Annotated in this window: 27 protein-coding genes and 1 tRNA gene; 8 read left to right on the forward strand and 20 right to left on the reverse strand. The window is 61.8% G+C overall.

Translation table 11 applies throughout. The features are described from left to right. Window positions 1–104 precede the first annotated feature (104 nt). A complete protein-coding gene (locus IVB28_RS16240) occupies window positions 105–596 on the reverse strand; it encodes an Lrp/AsnC family transcriptional regulator (RefSeq protein WP_247527476.1) in 492 nt (163 codons plus the stop codon). 246 nt (window positions 597–842) lie between these two features. Further along, window positions 843–1148, reverse strand: a complete 306-nt coding sequence (locus IVB28_RS16245; protein ID WP_247527477.1) for an ETC complex I subunit — start codon at window positions 1146–1148, stop codon at window positions 843–845. 254 nt (window positions 1149–1402) lie between these two features. Between IVB28_RS16245 and IVB28_RS16250 the strand changes: the two genes are divergently transcribed. Continuing rightward, the gene (locus IVB28_RS16250; RefSeq protein ID WP_247527478.1) at window positions 1403–2575 is read left to right on the forward strand and encodes an OpgC domain-containing protein; all 1173 of its coding nucleotides are present in this window, start codon (window positions 1403–1405) and stop codon (window positions 2573–2575) included. A gap of 42 nt (window positions 2576–2617) precedes the next feature. Here IVB28_RS16250 and IVB28_RS16255 read toward each other — a convergent pair whose 3' ends face one another. The 6 genes from IVB28_RS16255 to IVB28_RS16280 form a co-directional block, all read right to left on the reverse strand. After that, window positions 2618–2812: a hypothetical protein gene (locus tag IVB28_RS16255; protein ID WP_247527479.1), complete on the reverse strand. Its 195-nt coding sequence runs from the start codon at window positions 2810–2812 to the stop codon at window positions 2618–2620. A gap of 1190 nt (window positions 2813–4002) precedes the next feature. Then, window positions 4003–4079: transfer RNA gene (locus tag IVB28_RS16260), tRNA-Pro, on the reverse strand. Window positions 4080–4176: 97 nt separating this feature from the next. Next, window positions 4177–4662: a DUF192 domain-containing protein gene (locus IVB28_RS16265; RefSeq protein WP_247527480.1), complete on the reverse strand. Its 486-nt coding sequence runs from the start codon at window positions 4660–4662 to the stop codon at window positions 4177–4179. A 214-nt stretch (window positions 4663–4876) separates the two neighbouring features. After that, a complete protein-coding gene (locus IVB28_RS16270) occupies window positions 4877–5539 on the reverse strand; it encodes a cold-shock protein (RefSeq protein WP_247527484.1) in 663 nt (220 codons plus the stop codon). A gap of 197 nt (window positions 5540–5736) precedes the next feature. Next, window positions 5737–6498, reverse strand: a complete 762-nt coding sequence (locus IVB28_RS16275) for an NAD-dependent protein deacetylase (protein ID WP_247527486.1) — start codon at window positions 6496–6498, stop codon at window positions 5737–5739. After that, window positions 6467–6742 carry a hypothetical protein gene (locus IVB28_RS16280; protein ID WP_247527488.1) on the reverse strand — a complete coding sequence of 92 codons (276 nt, stop codon included), beginning with the start codon at window positions 6740–6742 and terminating at the stop codon, window positions 6467–6469. Before IVB28_RS16280 ends, IVB28_RS16275 begins: the two co-directional genes overlap by 32 nt. On the opposite strand from IVB28_RS16280, the gene IVB28_RS16285 reads away from it, so the two are divergent. Continuing rightward, a complete protein-coding gene (locus IVB28_RS16285) occupies window positions 6741–6905 on the forward strand; it encodes a hypothetical protein (RefSeq protein WP_162832225.1) in 165 nt (54 codons plus the stop codon). The two genes, IVB28_RS16280 and IVB28_RS16285, sit on opposite strands and share 2 nt — an antisense overlap. Window positions 6906–6969: 64 nt before the next feature. On the opposite strand, the gene IVB28_RS16290 is transcribed toward IVB28_RS16285, so the two are convergent. Then, window positions 6970–7260: a hypothetical protein gene (locus IVB28_RS16290; protein WP_247527490.1), complete on the reverse strand. Its 291-nt coding sequence runs from the start codon at window positions 7258–7260 to the stop codon at window positions 6970–6972. Window positions 7261–7540: 280 nt separating this feature from the next. Here IVB28_RS16290 and IVB28_RS16295 point away from each other — a divergent pair, with 280 nt between their 5' ends. Continuing rightward, window positions 7541–7771: a hypothetical protein gene (locus IVB28_RS16295; protein ID WP_247527491.1), complete on the forward strand. Its 231-nt coding sequence runs from the start codon at window positions 7541–7543 to the stop codon at window positions 7769–7771. Between the two features lie 196 nt (window positions 7772–7967). On the opposite strand, the gene IVB28_RS16300 is transcribed toward IVB28_RS16295, so the two are convergent. The 5 genes from IVB28_RS16300 to IVB28_RS16320 all read right to left on the reverse strand — a co-directional run bounded on the left by IVB28_RS16300 (window position 7968) and on the right by IVB28_RS16320 (window position 9843). Next, window positions 7968–8165: a hypothetical protein gene (locus tag IVB28_RS16300; RefSeq protein ID WP_247527492.1), complete on the reverse strand. Its 198-nt coding sequence runs from the start codon at window positions 8163–8165 to the stop codon at window positions 7968–7970. 663 nt (window positions 8166–8828) lie between these two features. Further along, window positions 8829–8975 carry a hypothetical protein gene (locus IVB28_RS16305; RefSeq protein WP_247527493.1) on the reverse strand — a complete coding sequence of 49 codons (147 nt, stop codon included), beginning with the start codon at window positions 8973–8975 and terminating at the stop codon, window positions 8829–8831. A 147-nt stretch (window positions 8976–9122) separates the two neighbouring features. Then, window positions 9123–9260: a hypothetical protein gene (locus IVB28_RS16310; RefSeq protein ID WP_247527494.1), complete on the reverse strand. Its 138-nt coding sequence runs from the start codon at window positions 9258–9260 to the stop codon at window positions 9123–9125. A gap of 34 nt (window positions 9261–9294) precedes the next feature. Beyond that, window positions 9295–9495, reverse strand: a complete 201-nt coding sequence (locus tag IVB28_RS16315) for a hypothetical protein (protein ID WP_247527495.1) — start codon at window positions 9493–9495, stop codon at window positions 9295–9297. A gap of 51 nt (window positions 9496–9546) precedes the next feature. Beyond that, window positions 9547–9843 (reverse strand): HU family DNA-binding protein, encoded by a 297-nt coding sequence (locus IVB28_RS16320; RefSeq protein ID WP_247527496.1) that lies wholly within the window; start codon window positions 9841–9843, stop codon window positions 9547–9549. Between the two features lie 351 nt (window positions 9844–10194). On the opposite strand from IVB28_RS16320, the gene IVB28_RS16325 reads away from it, so the two are divergent. Next, on the forward strand, window positions 10195–10686 hold the full coding sequence (locus IVB28_RS16325; RefSeq protein WP_247527497.1) for a hypothetical protein: 492 nt from the start codon (window positions 10195–10197) through the stop codon (window positions 10684–10686). Window positions 10687–10921: 235 nt separating this feature from the next. Continuing rightward, entirely contained in the window at window positions 10922–11224 is a 303-nt protein-coding gene (locus tag IVB28_RS16330) for a hypothetical protein (RefSeq protein WP_247527498.1), read from the forward strand. A gap of 241 nt (window positions 11225–11465) precedes the next feature. Here IVB28_RS16330 and IVB28_RS16335 read toward each other — a convergent pair whose 3' ends face one another. From IVB28_RS16335 to IVB28_RS16360, 6 genes are all read right to left on the reverse strand, one after another. Beyond that, a complete protein-coding gene (locus tag IVB28_RS16335) occupies window positions 11466–11630 on the reverse strand; it encodes a hypothetical protein (RefSeq protein ID WP_247527500.1) in 165 nt (54 codons plus the stop codon). A 134-nt stretch (window positions 11631–11764) separates the two neighbouring features. Next, window positions 11765–11971, reverse strand: a complete 207-nt coding sequence (locus IVB28_RS16340) for a hypothetical protein (RefSeq protein ID WP_247527501.1) — start codon at window positions 11969–11971, stop codon at window positions 11765–11767. A 381-nt stretch (window positions 11972–12352) separates the two neighbouring features. Continuing rightward, window positions 12353–12604, reverse strand: a complete 252-nt coding sequence (locus tag IVB28_RS16345) for a hypothetical protein (protein WP_247527502.1) — start codon at window positions 12602–12604, stop codon at window positions 12353–12355. Window positions 12605–12772: 168 nt separating this feature from the next. After that, window positions 12773–12976 (reverse strand): DUF2934 domain-containing protein, encoded by a 204-nt coding sequence (locus tag IVB28_RS16350; RefSeq protein ID WP_247527503.1) that lies wholly within the window; start codon window positions 12974–12976, stop codon window positions 12773–12775. A gap of 213 nt (window positions 12977–13189) precedes the next feature. Beyond that, the gene (locus IVB28_RS16355) at window positions 13190–13417 is read right to left on the reverse strand and encodes a hypothetical protein (protein WP_247527504.1); all 228 of its coding nucleotides are present in this window, start codon (window positions 13415–13417) and stop codon (window positions 13190–13192) included. After that, window positions 13411–13644 (reverse strand): hypothetical protein, encoded by a 234-nt coding sequence (locus IVB28_RS16360; protein WP_247527505.1) that lies wholly within the window; start codon window positions 13642–13644, stop codon window positions 13411–13413. The genes IVB28_RS16355 and IVB28_RS16360 overlap by 7 nt, the downstream gene beginning before the upstream one ends. 95 nt (window positions 13645–13739) lie before the next feature. Here IVB28_RS16360 and IVB28_RS16365 point away from each other — a divergent pair, with 95 nt between their 5' ends. Genes IVB28_RS16365 through IVB28_RS16375 form a run of 3 tightly spaced genes read left to right on the forward strand, consistent with a single transcriptional unit; the run spans window position 13740 to window position 14329 of the window. After that, window positions 13740–13931, forward strand: coding sequence for a DUF3072 domain-containing protein (locus IVB28_RS16365; protein WP_247527506.1), 192 nt, complete (start codon window positions 13740–13742; stop codon window positions 13929–13931). Between the two features lie 58 nt (window positions 13932–13989). Next, on the forward strand, window positions 13990–14142 hold the full coding sequence (locus IVB28_RS16370; RefSeq protein WP_247527507.1) for a hypothetical protein: 153 nt from the start codon (window positions 13990–13992) through the stop codon (window positions 14140–14142). Between the two features lie 34 nt (window positions 14143–14176). Then, window positions 14177–14329, forward strand: a complete 153-nt coding sequence (locus IVB28_RS16375) for a hypothetical protein (protein ID WP_247527508.1) — start codon at window positions 14177–14179, stop codon at window positions 14327–14329. The last annotated feature ends 186 nt before the right edge of the window (window positions 14330–14515 follow it).

A 14515-nucleotide genomic window follows, 5' to 3' on the forward strand; every position in this document is an offset into this window, starting at 1 on the left:
GCAGAACTTCGCAAATAACATGTCACAGTTATGTGAGTTACTAACGTTTTATGCCTGATTAGTGATCGGGCTTTACGGGTCGGCGCGCCGGAGCGAGAGCGCCCCTAGCCCACCGACGCTGCCGCGACGTCCTGCAACGGCAACGGGACGTCCTTGGCAACGCCCAGCACCGGAAAGCTGCGAACGTTCTTCACATCCGGCATTGCCGCGAAATGCAACAGCTGCTGGCGCATGCTCTCGACGCTCGGCGCCACGCATTTGAGGAGATAGTCGGTGTCGCCCGAAATCCGCCAGCACTGCTGGATGCGCGGGATCGCAGCGATCGAACTCTCGAACGCCTCCAGCACCGGCTGTGCCTGGCTGCCGAGCTGGATCGAGACGAACGACACAACCTCATAGCCCAGCCGCCGCTCGTCGATGACCGCGCGCACCGCCCGGATCACGCCGCGGCTGAACAGCGATTTCAGCCGCCGCAGGCAATTGGGCGCGGACACGCCGACGCGCAGCGCCAGCTCGTTGTTGCGCACCCGTCCGTCCTGCTGCAGCTCGGAGAGTATCTTTAAGTCGACGCCGTCGAGCTGGTCACGCCCCGCCATACCCCACCTCGTTATGGTCGTGTCATGCGGGGCAGCGAAGCATGGGGCGGAATTGGTGCCAAGGGCTTACGCGAGCCGTTGCTGCATCGTCGTGGCCGGGCTTAGCCGCCAGGGACGCGTCGCATCCGCTCGCCTACGCCCCGGCGATCCACGCCTTGATCTGCCGCCAAAAACGCGGATGCCGGGGCAAGCCCGGGCACGACGGTTCACGAAGTCCTCGGCAGGCGGCCTACCCGCCCGGCCCCCTCAATGCGTCCAGGGCTCGCCGCGGCGGAACGAGAAATTGTCCGCATAGGCAACCGGGCGGCGGATCGAATCCTGCGGCTCGATCACTTGGTAGGCGATGCCCTTGCGCTCGCAATAGGCGATCGCCTCCTCCTTGGAGTGGAAGCGCAGCGTGATCTGCTGCTTCATGTCGCCGGAGGACGTCCAGCCCATCAGCGGCTCGACCGAACGCGGCTGCTCCGGCTCGTAGTCGAGCTGCCATTCCTTGGTCTTGGAGCGTCCGGATTGCATCGCGTTCTTGGCGGGCTTGAAAATCCGTGCGGTCATTGGCGGTCCGGCCTCTTCGTCTTTATCGTTCGATTTCGATGCGTCACGGTAGCAGTTGGTGGAAACCTCAGGGATAGTATAGAGACACCGATTGGGAACTGATCGGTGATTCCGGCCCCCCGGCACCTCGCCAACGGTATAGTCATTATGCTGCACCGTGACAATTGCGTACCCGCCTGCTGCGCCGGGGTCCCGCCCGGCGGCTTTGCCTCGCCGACATCAGTGTAACCGTCCCCTCCGAGAGCTCCCGTCGCATGGCCTTCCTGAACATCAATGCCACGCTCCCTGAAAAAGGCCGTGACCTCAGGCTCGACCTGTTTCGCGGCGTTGCGAATTGGGCGATCTTCCTCGACCACATTCCCGACAACGTCGTGAACTGGATCACGACGCGCAATTACGGCTTTTCTGACGCCGCCGACCTGTTCGTCTTCATCTCCGGCTACACCGCCTCGTTCGTCTATGCGCGGATGATGCTGGACCGCGGCTTCCTCGTCGGCGCCACCAGGCTCACCAAGCGGGTCTGGCAGCTCTACGTCGCCCACATCATCCTGTTCGTGATCTATATCGCCTCGATCAGCTATCTGGCGCTGCGCTTCGGCGATTCCGAGATGATCAACGAGTTCAACGTCGCCGGCCTCGTCGACAACGCCACCGAGACGCTGCGCCAGGGCCTGTTCCTGCGCTTCAAGCCGCTCAATCTCGACGTGCTGCCGCTCTACATCGTGCTGATGGGGCTGTTTCCGCCGGTGCTGTGGTTCATGCTGCGCAAGCCCGATCTCACGATGGTGCTGTCGATCGTGCTGTGGCTGGTCGCGCGTCACTTCGGCTGGAATCTGAACGCCTATCCGGCCGGCCAGTGGTACTTCAACCCCTATTGCTGGCAGGTGCTGTTCGTGTTCGGCGCCTGGTGCGCGATGGGCGGCGCGCGCCGCTCGGTCACGCTGATCAACGCGCCGGTCACGCTCTACCTCTGCCTCGGCTATCTCCTGTTCGCGCTGATCATGACCATGGCCGGGCGCTTCCCCGCGTTCGGCGGCATGTTCCCGGAATGGCTGTTCTCGGCCTTCAATCCGAACGACAAGACCAACCTCGCACCCTATCGCTTCATCCACTTCGTCGTCATCGTGATCCTCGTGATCCGCTTCGTGCCGAAGGAATGGCCGGGGCTCGAATGGAAGGTTTTCGATCCCTTGATCGTCTGCGGCCAGCAATCGCTCGCCGTGTTCTGCGTCGGCGTGTTCTTGTCTTTCGTCGGCCATTTCGAGCTGTCGATGAGCTCGGGCTCGCTGCTCGCGCAGATCTTCGTCAGCGTCGCCGGCATCGCGATCATGACGACCGTGGCCTATTACATCTCGTGGTCGAAGAAGCAGGACAAGCCGTTGAAGCCGCCGCCCAAGCCAGCAGCAACCGCAGCGAAGGCGGCCTAAAGGCAGAGCGACGATCTTGCGCCTGATGCCAGCGATATTGGCTCAGGCCGCCTCCTCGCCGTCGAACTCGGTGAATTTCCTGTAGATCCAATCGCGGCCGTCATGACGGCGCCAGACCTTGCCGACCACGAGCTGCCCGTTGATCGAGCGGCGGGGCACGATCACAGTCCAGAGGTGCCAGATCTCGCTCCAGCTCGATTGTGGACCGGCGGTTTTGAAGTTGCGATCGAAAGACATGGCGCAGAACTCACAGGATACGCGCGCTGCGACGAACCGTGACCTCGTGTGAGCACGAATTGCAGGCAGCCCATCGCAGGCCAGCACCGACCTGATAACGGTTGCCAAAGCGGCCGCAACAACGGCTCGTCCTTAACCTAACCGGTCAACCTTACTTCTCGTGGCTTCGGACCGGAATCGGTTGAAAGCGAGCGGCGTTTTTTTTAGAGTGCTCGTGATTTGAGATGGCCGCGCCGACTTGGGCGCGTGGCAATTCGATTGAGCTGACGTCAGATTTTGAAATTGAATTTCGAGACGATTCGTCGGGACGACCAAAATGAATTTGCAATGTGCATGTCTGCGTCTGGCGGTGCGAATGGCGCCGGCCGCAAGGACGCCGGCGCAAGAGCCGCCGCAAGCCGCCAACGACAACCAGACGCTCTGGCCCTTCGTTCCGTTTCCGCCGGGCTGGCACGCTTCGGGTTGATCTGCCGGATCGGAGAAAAATGACGTCCGACAAGCGCAACGCCGCGCAAGCGGAATATCATCGCTTGGCGGCGTCCGTTTAGACATTGGGCGCTGAAATCCCCAACACACATATGTCTATGGCGACGCCCAAAGGTTCGATGCGGCGTCGGCAATTCTGCCCGGCCTGAGGCCCGCCGCGATCAGACTAGGGGCCTGCGCCTGCGCTTGACGCAGCCTGTGCGTCGGACTGAAGCGTGCGTTGCGCGCTCGTCGAAGTCTGGACGCTCGATCACGCCGACGCGGGCAAATTCCATTGTCGCGCCCTTGGTCGGACCGCAACCAATCAGGGCGCACCGCGTTGCAGCTTTTTCCCGTCTATAAGGGGCACGCGAGGTGTCGCGATCCGCGTGCGCCGCCTGCCCTCATGTCCATGCGAGCTGGAGCGCGGCCGGTGAACTTTCGCGAACGAGCCGAAACCAGTGAGCAGCAGGGACCAGGGCAAGCGTGCCACGTTGATACGCCTGAGAAACTCGCGGAGACGCCGGAGCCCGAAAGCTCTCTGCTCGCATTGTGTGGGCTCGGCCTTGCGGGGATAGCGATGCTGGGCTGGATCTGCGCCCTCGCTTGGATCGCCTGGCGCCTGGCCAACTGGCTGTTATTCTGAAGGCGGCGCCGGAAAGTTAAAGTTAGAGGCTCAAACCGGTAGGCATCGGGCTTGAGTGTCCCCCGGGGGAGGTCGGGACTGGTCGGGGCAGCTGGATTCGAACCAACGACCTGCAGTACCCAAAACTGCCGCGCTACCAGGCTGCGCTATACCCCGAATGTCCGGCGAGCCCCGTCGATACACGCTTCCAAAGGCGCCAGCAAGCTTACAAACTGGCACCAGCAAGGCTGGCAACGCCCCTCGCCTGCCCGCCTTATTTGCTGCCGAACAGCGGGTGGCCAACGCGGTCGCCGGGACGGATGCCGTATTTCTGCGCCGTTCCCGCCACCACCTCCAGCACGGCCCGGGCCGGCCCCTTGGACGAGATGATCTTGGTCGACATCGGCTCGGTGTTCTCGGCGATGCGCAGGATGCGGCCGTTGGCGCCGATGAAGATCATGTCGAGCGAGACATAGGTGTTCTTCATCCACATCGAGATTTCCTGCTCGGGATGGAAGTCGAACAGCATGCCCTTGCCGTCCGCCAGCTCCTTGCGGTGCATCAGGCCGGTCTGCTTCTCCTCCTCGGTCGTCGCCATTTCCACCGAGAACACCTGCACGCCGTTCTTGGTGACGATCTCCAGCGGCTGGAAGCTGGCGGCGCCGGCGGGCACGCTGGCGACGGCACAGCCGGCGATGACGAGGATGGCGGCAAGCCAGCCCTTCAGTGCGGACCAGGCAGCCTTCCGATCAAGATTCATGGGTGACACTCGAGGCGTGGGACGGGAGCCAGTCCTTACGCGGCAGGCGCCGGAAAAGCCAGAGGCGCGCCGGCCTGCCGGCACGCCTCTGCTCACGATTGCGGGAATTGGCGCTCAGATAGCGTTTTCAACCAAAGTGGAGCGGGTTCGCGTCAAGAAAACGCGTCAAACCGGAATCCATGGCTTTGGCTCTGATTGCATCAGAACCGAAGCTCTAGTGCGACTGCAATCCCGGCGATCCGGTCTCGGGATGGATCTCGGCCGCCATCATGCCCTTGGAGCCGGGCCCAAAGCGGACCAGGACATACTGGCCGGGCCTGAGCTCGGTCATGCCGAAGCGGCGCAGCGTCTCCATGTGCACGAAGATGTCGGGCGTGCCCTCGCCGCAGGTCAGGAAGCCGAAGCCGCGCAGCCGGTTGAACCATTTGACCTGGGCCCGCTCCAGCCCGCTGGTCGCGGTGACCGTGACATGGGTGCGCGGGGGAAGCATCTGCGCCGGATGAATTGCAGTCGACTCGTCCATCGAGACGACGCGGAACGCCTGGTAACCCTTGGCGCGCTGAATACACTCGACGACGATGCGGGCGCCTTCATAGGCGGTCTGGAAGCCATCGCGCCTAAGCACGGTAACGTGCAGGAGCACGTCCGGCCAGCCATTGTCGGGAACGATGAAGCCGTAGCCTTTGGAGGCGTCGAACCATTTGATGACGCCATGGACTTCGACGAGATTGGCGCTGGCCTCTCCCAACCCGCTGAAAGGACTGAGCGCGCTGTCGCGGCTGGAGCTGCCGTGTTCGCCCGGCGTGATCCGCCCGGACGATACTCCCTGCCCGGGAACCCCGAGCTTCTTGGACTCAAATCCGTCCGACGACCCCATAACCCCGGACCCCACACTGCCATGCAACCCGCCACATTGGCGGAGCTCGAATCACGCGTCTTAAGAGAATGTTCTCAATTCGACGCGACGCGAATCTTTCGACTCAAAAGATAACACTCCCGGTTGCGAGGCATAGACAAAAAAGAGATTCGCCGGAACCTATGAACAGCTTGCGCAGCCGCGAATCAACTGATGCCTCAATTGCCGGCAAAGGGCCCCAGCGTTTCGCCGATGTCGTGGTGGATGACGAGATCCGCGATGTCGTCCTGTTCGGTCGGCTCGCGATTGATGATCACCAGGCGTGCCCCGGCATCCTTCGCCATCATGGGAAAGCCCGCCGCCGGCCAGACGACGAGCGAGGAACCGATCGCGATGAAGAGGTCGCAAGCGCGCGACAACGCGGTGGCGCGCTGCATTTCTTCCTCCGGCATCATCTGTCCGAAGGAGATCGTGGCGGTCTTCACCGGCGCCGCGCAGGCGGTGCAGTTGGGCGCGGCCCCCTCGCTGTCGAAGCGATGCTTCACCCAGTCGAGCGGATAGGCCTGCCCGCATTCGATGCAGCGCGCATAAGTGGTATTACCGTGAAGTTCCACCACGTGCTCGCTGGCGAAGCCGGAGGCCTGGTGCAGGTTGTCGATGTTCTGGGTGATGACGGCGGGAACCTTGCCGGCGCGGTAGAGCGAGGCCAGCGCGCGATGACCGCGGCCGGGCTTCGCCGCCGCAAAGACCTCCTCCATCGCAAAACGGCGACGCCAGGATTCGTCTCGCGCCTCCTGGCTCGCGACGAATTCGTCGAACGGGATCGGACGGTTGCGCGTCCAAATTCCGCCGGGCGAGCGGAAGTCGGGAATGCCGCACTCGGTCGAGATGCCGGCGCCGGTGAACGGCACGATGGTCTTCGCCTCGGCGATCATGTCGCCGAGCCGCTCAACGCCGCTTTGAAGTTCCGATGCAATCAATCGCGGCCTCCCGATTCGTTTTGCCCTGCAGCAACCATGCGCAAGCGGCAAGATTGTTGACGCTCTTATCAAGCGCTAACGTGATGCGCTCGGCAATTTTTTCCGACCTTCCCATATCACAATCCTGCAATGCCGCCTCCCCATTGACGCCCCATTCCGAAGCATCAATGGATGAGTGAATGCGACTCAAGGTCATGCGGCGGCAGTGCTTGAGCTCAGTAAGCAAACCCGAGGGGATGGCCATGACCGAAGACGAAGAACGCAAAGCCCGTGAGCGCGATGAGATCGCCGCCCGTGTTGCCGCCTTCCGTGCCACGCAGGAAAAATTCAAGCGTGAGCGCGAAGAGTATTTCGTGTCGACGCTTGAGAACGCCAGAAAAGTCGAACGGCCCTCGCTTTGGCCGTAAGATACATCTGATCAATGCGCATGAAAAAAGCCCGGAGCATCGCTCCGGGCTTTTCGCTTGCCGATTACCAATGGCGCCAGTGGTGATGGCGCCGGTAGTACGGTCCGCCGCCGTAATAGGCGTAGGGGCCCGACCCGTAATAGTAGCCGGGACTGTCATAGTAGCCGTAGCGGGGACCGTAATAACCGTACGGGTGCGACGCTGCGACCGCGCCCGCTGTGATCGCGCCGGCGGCAAGGCCGAACGCGAGGCCCGGGCCGATGCCGCGCCCGCGGGCCTCGGCAGGCGCCGGGGCTGCAACCGCGATTACGCCGACGGCTGCGACGGTGGCCAGAACTGCCAATGTCTTCTTCATGCTCTCCTCCTTCGCGTGTTGCAGAGATAACGAGGAGCGCCTGCGATGGTTGCGCGCAGGATGCGGAACCCGCCGGCGCAAAAAGTCGACGCAGCCCGGAACGAAATGCCGGGGCGCGCATTGCCGTCTTGACTGCGGGAGCCTCCGCCATCCGGGCTGAGGCGACAGCACGAAGCCCCGTCAGCATCTCCGCGATGCTGGCGGGGTTTTGGTTTCAAGGGGAGCAGATGGCAGCACACGACGATTGCTGCCAACGGGGCGACCGATCGAGGAGGAAGGCTTGCCCCTAGCTGCTTTGCTGGCCCGTATCCGCAAGTTGGTTCCCAGATCCGACGATCAGCATTATGACGAGATCGTTCGCAGCTTCGGGGTCGGCGCGCTGCGTCCACCGGCGACGCCCATGAGCGACCGCGAGCTGGCGCGGGCCATCGCCGAGTTCCTGAAAGAGCAGCCGTCGAGCGAGTCCATTGCGACGCTTGGGCGTCGGATCGACCCGTCCTCTCCGGTCTAGTTCTACGCGAGCAGCCCGGAACCAGGATTGCGCGCGGACGTTGGGTTTCTTCACGCATAGCGGAAGAGGCCGGCATGCCCGCGTGGCTCGAAGTCTTGCTCAACCTGTCCGGCTACGCCGCCTTCGTGGCGCTCGCCTCGCGCGGCACCATGTGCCCGTAGGCGCCGGCCGAAGATTGTATCCACGGCGAGGAGCGCTAATTCGCGCGCGCCGCTTGGCCCGCCGTGCGCACCAGCCGGTCGGCTTTGACCGCAATGCGGGTGTCCTCGACCTGCGGCCGCAGCGAGAAGCTGATCACCACGAAAGCGAGACAGAACAGCGTGCCGACAATGGCGACACGCCGGTAGGTGTGCCGGTCGCCTTGGTAAAAGGACGGCTCTGAAAAAGGTGTCATGACAAATGGCTTCTTGGCAAAGTCGTTTCTTGCTTGTCGTTGCCAGACACCTATCCCAAGCAGCGGCAAGCGCAACGCGATTGGGCTTTTAACCTAACTGAATAGGGTTATCGGCTTCCGCGCAAATGATCGTTAGGAATTGGGCGCAACACGTCCGGTCACGGCGAGTCGGTTTGCGTATCGCGCAAACCGGGGCTGCAACGGTTTACGGCTCGCCAACCGGCTTTGTTCCAGCTTCGACACCATTTCGTTCTCGAAGAACGAATCGGAATCGAAGAAATCGGCCCAGAGCAGTTCTTAACAAAACATGTGGATGACGCGCACGACGAACCGATCACGTCGCATCACGAGGCGAGGCATCAGGAGACGTCGATGCCGGCGGCGGCACTAGCGGCACCGATGGCTTGCCTCTGCGCAAACGCGGGTGCCGATCGTACCAGAACACTTTGAAGATCTCGGCAAGAAACCAGCACGCATCCATGTCGCTCTCCATCGCCGCACTCCCTAACGAGGAGACGTAGACGGGACTGTGCGAGGCCTCACGCTGTCTCGTTCGACACGCGCGAGCTGCATCCGCGCCTGCAGGCGCAACATGTTCTGCATCCGACTCCATTTCGTTCTCGAAGAACGAATCGGAGTCGAAAAATCGGCGCGGAGCGATTGCTAACGATCGATGAAAGCGAGCGACGCAATGTCTTCAGCGGTCGTCGGCACGATCTTCGGCGACAGGAATTTGGAGACCACCGCGAACACGATGACGATCTCGCGGCAAGGTTCGCATTGAAAGCTTTTCGCGGAGATCGCAATCATCGACTTGGCGCATCGGGGGCATGTCATGCAGGCCGAACGCTGACGACACATGTTCGTTCCCAAGACATCTGTTTCGTTCCCAAGACATCTGTTCGCTCCCAAGACATCGCCAGCGGATGTTTGCGGACGATTGGGAAAAGCCGCCGATCAAGCCGCCCGCTTCGCTTTGCCGTTCTGCGAGAAGCATTCCAGGATCTGGATGCGGAGCTCTTCTGCGGCCGGCCCCTCGAGCTTCCTGAGCTCGTTCCAGAGCCTGATCACTTCACGTTGCTTTTCGACGGTCATGAGTCACCTCCAAGCGGTTACTTAAGGCGGCTCACTAGAACAAAATGAGAACAAAAAGTCCAGCCCCCTCGCTGGCGATTTCCCATGTCACGTCGAACTTTTTCAGCCCCGGCCGGCTCGCAGGAGACCGCAGAGCGCGCCAGGACAGGCCGATCGGCGCTCTCTGTGGTTTGTCGTGATCGTCGTGGTGATGCTCGGTATCGCGCTGGCCGAGCACGACCTTGTCCTCAGCCATTGATCGTTGCGCAGCGTCGCGAAAAAAGCCCGCCGCAACGTCAGAGGCGCCTTAGACGGCGTCCTTGGCCACCTTCAGCGGCGAGGCCTTCACCGACTTGCTCGCGGGCTTGGCCGCATACTGCATCGGCTCCTTGGTGAAGGGATTGACGCCCATGCGGGCTTCGGTCGCCGGCTTGTTCACGACCGACATCTTGACGAAACCCGGAATGACGAACTCGCCGGACTCGTTGAGCTCCTTGTAGCCGACGGTGGCCATGTATTCGATCACCGACTTTACGTCGTTCTTGGAAAGCTGCGTGCCCTCGGCAATTGCATCAATCAATTGAGTCTTCGTCATCTTCGCCATGTCTGAATTCCTTTTGTGCGCGCGAGCAACTCTGCTGTGGACGCGGCTTGAAGCGCGGGGACGCGCTGCTGATTTCATGCCAGAGGCCATGAAGTGACGGGGCTTAGACCCCATCGAGGCCGAAAACGCAAGCAGGGGTTCTGCGGAGTTCCCTGCTTGCCGTGCAAGATGCCGCAGGGCATGTCGCCAGGCTTTTTGAACCATTCGGCGGCTGGCGCGTCTTATCATTGAAGTCCCCAAGCTTCACCCCACCAGAAGGCCCCGCTTCCCCCAGGCGGGGTTTTCGCTTTTGGGGGCATGGCCAATCGCCCCGGCTGATATAAGGGTCTGAAGTTGTCTCGCGGGGTGCTCATGAAGGTCGCTATCGTCGTCGCAGGTTTGATCGTTGTCGTCGTTGCGGCTCTCGTCGCGATCCAGCCGAGCTTCTTCAAGCCTCCGTCCCTCGCCCTCGCACGAAAGTCCGACATCTTCGGCTTCTCGCCCGGGATGACGTTCGAGGAGACCAGCAAGCTCGTCAGTCAACGCCACTATCTCTGCCGCCAGAGCCGCAGCTCCCACTCCTTCGAATGCGACATCAACGGCGCCAAGGTCACGGTCGACAGCGACGAGGCCGACGCCAGGCACCCGGTCCGGCGCGTCAATGCGACGCTGAACAATCCGGGGTCGCCGGAAGCTGCCGTCAAATCGATCTCCGAGCAGTTCAACGCGCAAGCCATCAAGGACCGGGAGGGATGGACATGGATAGTCGGCCGTGGGCTCAAGCTGAGTTATGACGGCCTCGCCTTGAACCTCGTGGATGAGGCCGCGGGGACACGGCCGCGCAACGAGGAAGCAAAGCGCTAAAAGCGTGATCCGAACCCGGGGGGCCGCGTTAGCGCGAAGTGCGCAGCAGTTTTCCGAAAAGATCATGCTTAAACAACAACCTGAAGCGCGGGGGCGATTCATCCTGATCGCATCGCGCTTTGGAGCGTGAAGTCACCTCAGCGTGAACCTTGTGGCTCGGCTTGCCTTGTTGACACTTCAGTAACCCAACGCCGCCAAGCTCGGTTCAGTATCGTTGCGTTGGAGTATCCTGACAGTGCTGGATTTTAACGAGCTGCGTGAACTCGCGGCTGATGTTCGTGTCTTTGTCGATGTCGCCGAGGACAAGGCCGAAGCGCTCAGAGCCGTCATCGCGGCCTATGACGTGGTGCTGGCGATCTTCCCCGCTGACGAGGGCATGGGCCTTCACGTCATCAAGGGCAGCCAGATCCTGGACGAGATTGCAAAATCACGGAGCCATGCGATCTACAGCCACACGGCCGTCGCGGTCCCCGACCTGCAACATGCCCAGGCGCTCAAGCTGCTGACCGCCCCGGTCGAACAGCGGATTGCGGCCTAAGCTTAGCTCTGAAAGTCTGCCGCGGTCCTCCCTCGCCACGAACGCGGAACGCGTTGCGCGGAGATCACGGCACGTACTTCAGGGCATGTTGCGACGAGGCGAGCGAACCTTCGAGGTGAAGCGACGGGAGCACGGCCTCCATGGCTATTCCGATGACGGCCACGCCGTCAGGCCGCCAAGAACTGACGCGAAGAGATTGACGATCCATCCCATCGCCCCGCGTGTTCACGGCGCTCTCTCGTCAGTGCTCCAGCAAAAAGACCGCAGAGCCGATCACGATACAACCGAGGCCGACGACGGCCGTCGCGATTTCGACGGCGTTTTCCAGGCCGAAGAGCCTGATGACGGCGCTCGATGCGGCAGACAGTCGGACATCCGCGATTGCGCTGAGCAGGGCTTGAAGCATAACGATTGGTCGCGCCGTCGTCGGCGGGGTTCAACCACCGAAGGTGCAAGATTCACGTTCAGGCCGCGTGGTTCCCCCAGGGAATGGCGCGGCCTGTTCGTGTCGCTCGCTTCGCCGGAAGATGTCCGGACGACCTAGACAGCTCGCCGCTTGCGTCGCAGGCCGATCCGCGTGCCCGGAAGATTGAGGCCAAGCTCGATCGATCGCGACCTGATCGACGCAATCGGTCGCTTCAGCTTCACGATCATCAAGGTGAGGCTCTTTCCGGTTTCACACATGGATCGAAGGAGCCGGTCGTCGTCGTCCGACCAGCGTTCGTGATTGTACGTGCGGGCAGCCATGGGCGTTGCCTCTGAGGCCAGTGAGGCGGGGCCAGTCGCGGGGAATTTCAAAGGACCCAGCTTCGCCTTGTTCTGAGCGCGGCGGCTGGGTGTCAGTTGAGGAGCGGCTTGTTACGCTGCCGCCTGACGCAGAGATAGTTTCGGGCAGCTGTTTTTCAACTGACTTACGGATTTGTAATCGTATCATCGAACGAGAGACGACTGATCAGATCCTGCACTGCGCGTGAGATGTGACCGCAAGCAGGCTGCTTCCAAGAGAGCTTCAAGTCTCGCGCGCTTTTTCTTTGAACTTCGACCCGGCCGAACGTCTTACAGTTGAAGCGTTCAAAAGCTTCACGCCTACAGAGAACCCCGCTTTCCCCCGCAGGGTTGCGCGCTGCATCAGCTCACGAGCGATTTCAAGCCCCTCTTTGCCGTTGACCCCTGGGCCGCTTCCACGCACCTTTCCGTCGGGCAGGGTTTTGAGGAAAAATGATGCCGAAAACCCTTGTGGAATTCAGAGCGCAGAACCTTCGTTTGCTTGAGCGGCTTTGTCCCGACGATCCCCGCTACATCGAAGCCTGGCTGAAGCAATTCGATGAGCAGAACGGGATCATCACCGAAGTTCATTCGAAGTCCGGCAAAAGCCGTCATACCTCTTCAGCCCGGAAGCCTGCGTCCTCGGGCCGGACCAGGTCATCTCGTTCTTCAGTTCACTCGGCCTCGTAAGATCGCCAAGCGCTTGCTTCGCGATCCGCGAAGTCCATGCGGACCAATGCTTGCGCATGTCGGTCCGCAGCCGGCGCAGGGCGCCGCGTCGTGTCAGGCGGCGCGGCGCTTCTTCCGCGGGCCAGCAGCTTTCGCTTTCGATTTGTCGGAGCTCACCTTCGAGACCCGCGCCACTGCACCCAAAGAGGCCGAGAGGATTTCTCGCTGAGCTTCAAGCCAGTGTCGCTCGGCGTGGCCGTGCTCGGCACCGCCTTGCATCCAAAGCTCGTAAGCACGTTCGCGGATCGCTTGTTCCAAGTCTGACATCTCTGTCCCCTCCAATTTGGAGCGGCATCCTGAGCATGGCCGGTTAACAGGCTCTCAAGCGATCGACGTTCCGTTTCGGGAACGTGCAACGTGCCTGCTCGACGTCTCCTGGAGCACATTGGCGAGTAGACTCGTCCGCGACTTGAACATGCGCGCCGGAACGGGCGACCCGCTGCTGGCAAGCGAGATCGCAGCACCATTCCCTCACGGAATGTCCGAGGCCTTTCTAGTGTCGCCGATCGAGACCGGCTTGTTCAGGAAATATTCGCGGTTGCCGGTCGCGGCTTCCGCGTACTGGTCGATGGCCACGATGATGGCCTGGACGTGGGCATAGCACCACCCTTCCCGCGTCGCCTTGCGGCGAACGTCCTCGAGCGCGGCCAGGAAGGGCGACAGCTCTCGTTCGTCGTCGAACCATCGCCTGCTCACCATGTCCTCCCGCCGAGCACCCTGCCCCTGGTCTGGCGCGGCTGCGCCGCCTTCAGCGCGTCACGCTCAGCGCAAAGACCTTCGACCTTCGCCTCCATCCGCGACAGCAGCGTTTCGGCCGAGGCCGTCCCGACGCCGGCGCGCTGCAGCTGCAGGATCTCCTTCCTCTGCCTGCCCATCTGGATACGCATCCGTTCGATCTCCCGCCTGACAGTGTCCAGGTCCGGCATGTTCGGCCTCGCGATTTGAATATGATGCCAAGAGAACAAAAACGGAACGAAGAGTCGAGTCCGACGTTGGACGGACAAGGAAAAGGAGACATGCGATGGCAGACAACACCCAGAAGGACCCGAAGGACTGGGTTTCCGGCGACGATCCGATGACGGGGGCCCAGGAATCCTACCTCAAGACCCTGGCCGAGCAGGCGCACCAGACCCCGCCGGAGCAGGACCTGACCAAGGCCGAGGCGTCGGAACTGATCGACAAGATGCGGCAAAAGGCCGGGCTGGAGCAGTGAGCCGTAGAATTGCGGAAACCCGGTACCGTGTGTATGCAAACGAAATTGGGAATCGCAGATGCCTTATTTCGTTTGCGCCCGCGATGGCGCGGGCCAGATCATTTTGAAGAGAAACACCAGGGAAGCGGCCGAGAAGAAGGCGGCCGAGCTCCGCGACATGGGCTGTTTCGAAGTCGAGATCATCGCAAAGGGTGTCGAGAAGGCCGCGTGAGGAACCGAGGCAATGTCGGCCGAGTTGGCCGTGCATGACCAGGGAATCTCTCCAGAACCAGGCCGACCGTGCCGAAGCCCTCGCCGCCCAGACGGCGGACGGCGAAATCAGAGAAGCGCTGTTGAAAGCTGCGCAGGAATATAGGGCCCAGCTCGAGAACGCTGACGACGAAGCCGAGCCGGAGTGACGCCTCGCATCAGCAACTGGCCTCGTTCAGGTCTCGACGCAGCGCCTTAGGAACAAGTCGGGCAAATCGGAATTCACTGATCAAGCGGTGCCGGCATTCTCCCCCCCTGCGTGCCGGCACCGACAGCCCCGTGGCGCCGCCGCCGCGGGGCTTTCCTTTAGGAGGCCGTCATGAGTGACCGCACAG

The organism is Bradyrhizobium sp. 199 (assembly GCF_023073355.1).
In the GTDB taxonomy this organism is placed as follows: Bacteria; Pseudomonadota; Alphaproteobacteria; order Rhizobiales; family Xanthobacteraceae; genus Bradyrhizobium.

What these genes read in the sequence shown, in the direction of transcription:
- IVB28_RS16365 (WP_247527506.1), top strand. Translation starts at nt 13,740, where the DNA reads ATGGCAGACAACACCCAGAAGGACCCGAAGGACTGGGTTTCCGGCGAC.
- IVB28_RS16375 (WP_247527508.1), top strand. Translation starts at nt 14,177, where the DNA reads ATGACCAGGGAATCTCTCCAGAACCAGGCCGACCGTGCCGAAGCCCTC.
- IVB28_RS16250 (WP_247527478.1), top strand. Translation starts at nt 1,403, where the DNA reads ATGGCCTTCCTGAACATCAATGCCACGCTCCCTGAAAAAGGCCGTGAC.
- IVB28_RS16355 (WP_247527504.1), bottom strand. Translation starts at nt 13,417, where the DNA reads ATGGTGAGCAGGCGATGGTTCGACGACGAACGAGAGCTGTCGCCCTTC.
- IVB28_RS16370 (WP_247527507.1), top strand. Translation starts at nt 13,990, where the DNA reads ATGCCTTATTTCGTTTGCGCCCGCGATGGCGCGGGCCAGATCATTTTG.
- IVB28_RS16360 (WP_247527505.1), bottom strand. Translation starts at nt 13,644, where the DNA reads ATGCCGGACCTGGACACTGTCAGGCGGGAGATCGAACGGATGCGTATC.
- IVB28_RS16265 (WP_247527480.1), bottom strand. Translation starts at nt 4,662, where the DNA reads ATGAATCTTGATCGGAAGGCTGCCTGGTCCGCACTGAAGGGCTGGCTT.
- IVB28_RS16255 (WP_247527479.1), bottom strand. Translation starts at nt 2,812, where the DNA reads ATGTCTTTCGATCGCAACTTCAAAACCGCCGGTCCACAATCGAGCTGG.
- IVB28_RS16320 (WP_247527496.1), bottom strand. Translation starts at nt 9,843, where the DNA reads ATGGCGAAGATGACGAAGACTCAATTGATTGATGCAATTGCCGAGGGC.
- IVB28_RS16310 (WP_247527494.1), bottom strand. Translation starts at nt 9,260, where the DNA reads ATGACCGTCGAAAAGCAACGTGAAGTGATCAGGCTCTGGAACGAGCTC.
- IVB28_RS16290 (WP_247527490.1), bottom strand. Translation starts at nt 7,260, where the DNA reads ATGAAGAAGACATTGGCAGTTCTGGCCACCGTCGCAGCCGTCGGCGTA.
- IVB28_RS16340 (WP_247527501.1), bottom strand. Translation starts at nt 11,971, where the DNA reads ATGGCTGCCCGCACGTACAATCACGAACGCTGGTCGGACGACGACGAC.
- IVB28_RS16345 (WP_247527502.1), bottom strand. Translation starts at nt 12,604, where the DNA reads ATGACGGCTTTTGCCGGACTTCGAATGAACTTCGGTGATGATCCCGTT.
- IVB28_RS16305 (WP_247527493.1), bottom strand. Translation starts at nt 8,975, where the DNA reads ATGATTGCGATCTCCGCGAAAAGCTTTCAATGCGAACCTTGCCGCGAG.
- IVB28_RS16285 (WP_162832225.1), top strand. Translation starts at nt 6,741, where the DNA reads ATGACCGAAGACGAAGAACGCAAAGCCCGTGAGCGCGATGAGATCGCC.
- IVB28_RS16280 (WP_247527488.1), bottom strand. Translation starts at nt 6,742, where the DNA reads ATGGCCATCCCCTCGGGTTTGCTTACTGAGCTCAAGCACTGCCGCCGC.
- IVB28_RS16315 (WP_247527495.1), bottom strand. Translation starts at nt 9,495, where the DNA reads ATGGCTGAGGACAAGGTCGTGCTCGGCCAGCGCGATACCGAGCATCAC.
- IVB28_RS16325 (WP_247527497.1), top strand. Translation starts at nt 10,195, where the DNA reads ATGAAGGTCGCTATCGTCGTCGCAGGTTTGATCGTTGTCGTCGTTGCG.
- IVB28_RS16240 (WP_247527476.1), bottom strand. Translation starts at nt 596, where the DNA reads ATGGCGGGGCGTGACCAGCTCGACGGCGTCGACTTAAAGATACTCTCC.
- IVB28_RS16245 (WP_247527477.1), bottom strand. Translation starts at nt 1,148, where the DNA reads ATGACCGCACGGATTTTCAAGCCCGCCAAGAACGCGATGCAATCCGGA.
- IVB28_RS16270 (WP_247527484.1), bottom strand. Translation starts at nt 5,539, where the DNA reads ATGGGGTCGTCGGACGGATTTGAGTCCAAGAAGCTCGGGGTTCCCGGG.
- IVB28_RS16335 (WP_247527500.1), bottom strand. Translation starts at nt 11,630, where the DNA reads ATGCTTCAAGCCCTGCTCAGCGCAATCGCGGATGTCCGACTGTCTGCC.
- IVB28_RS16300 (WP_247527492.1), bottom strand. Translation starts at nt 8,165, where the DNA reads ATGACACCTTTTTCAGAGCCGTCCTTTTACCAAGGCGACCGGCACACC.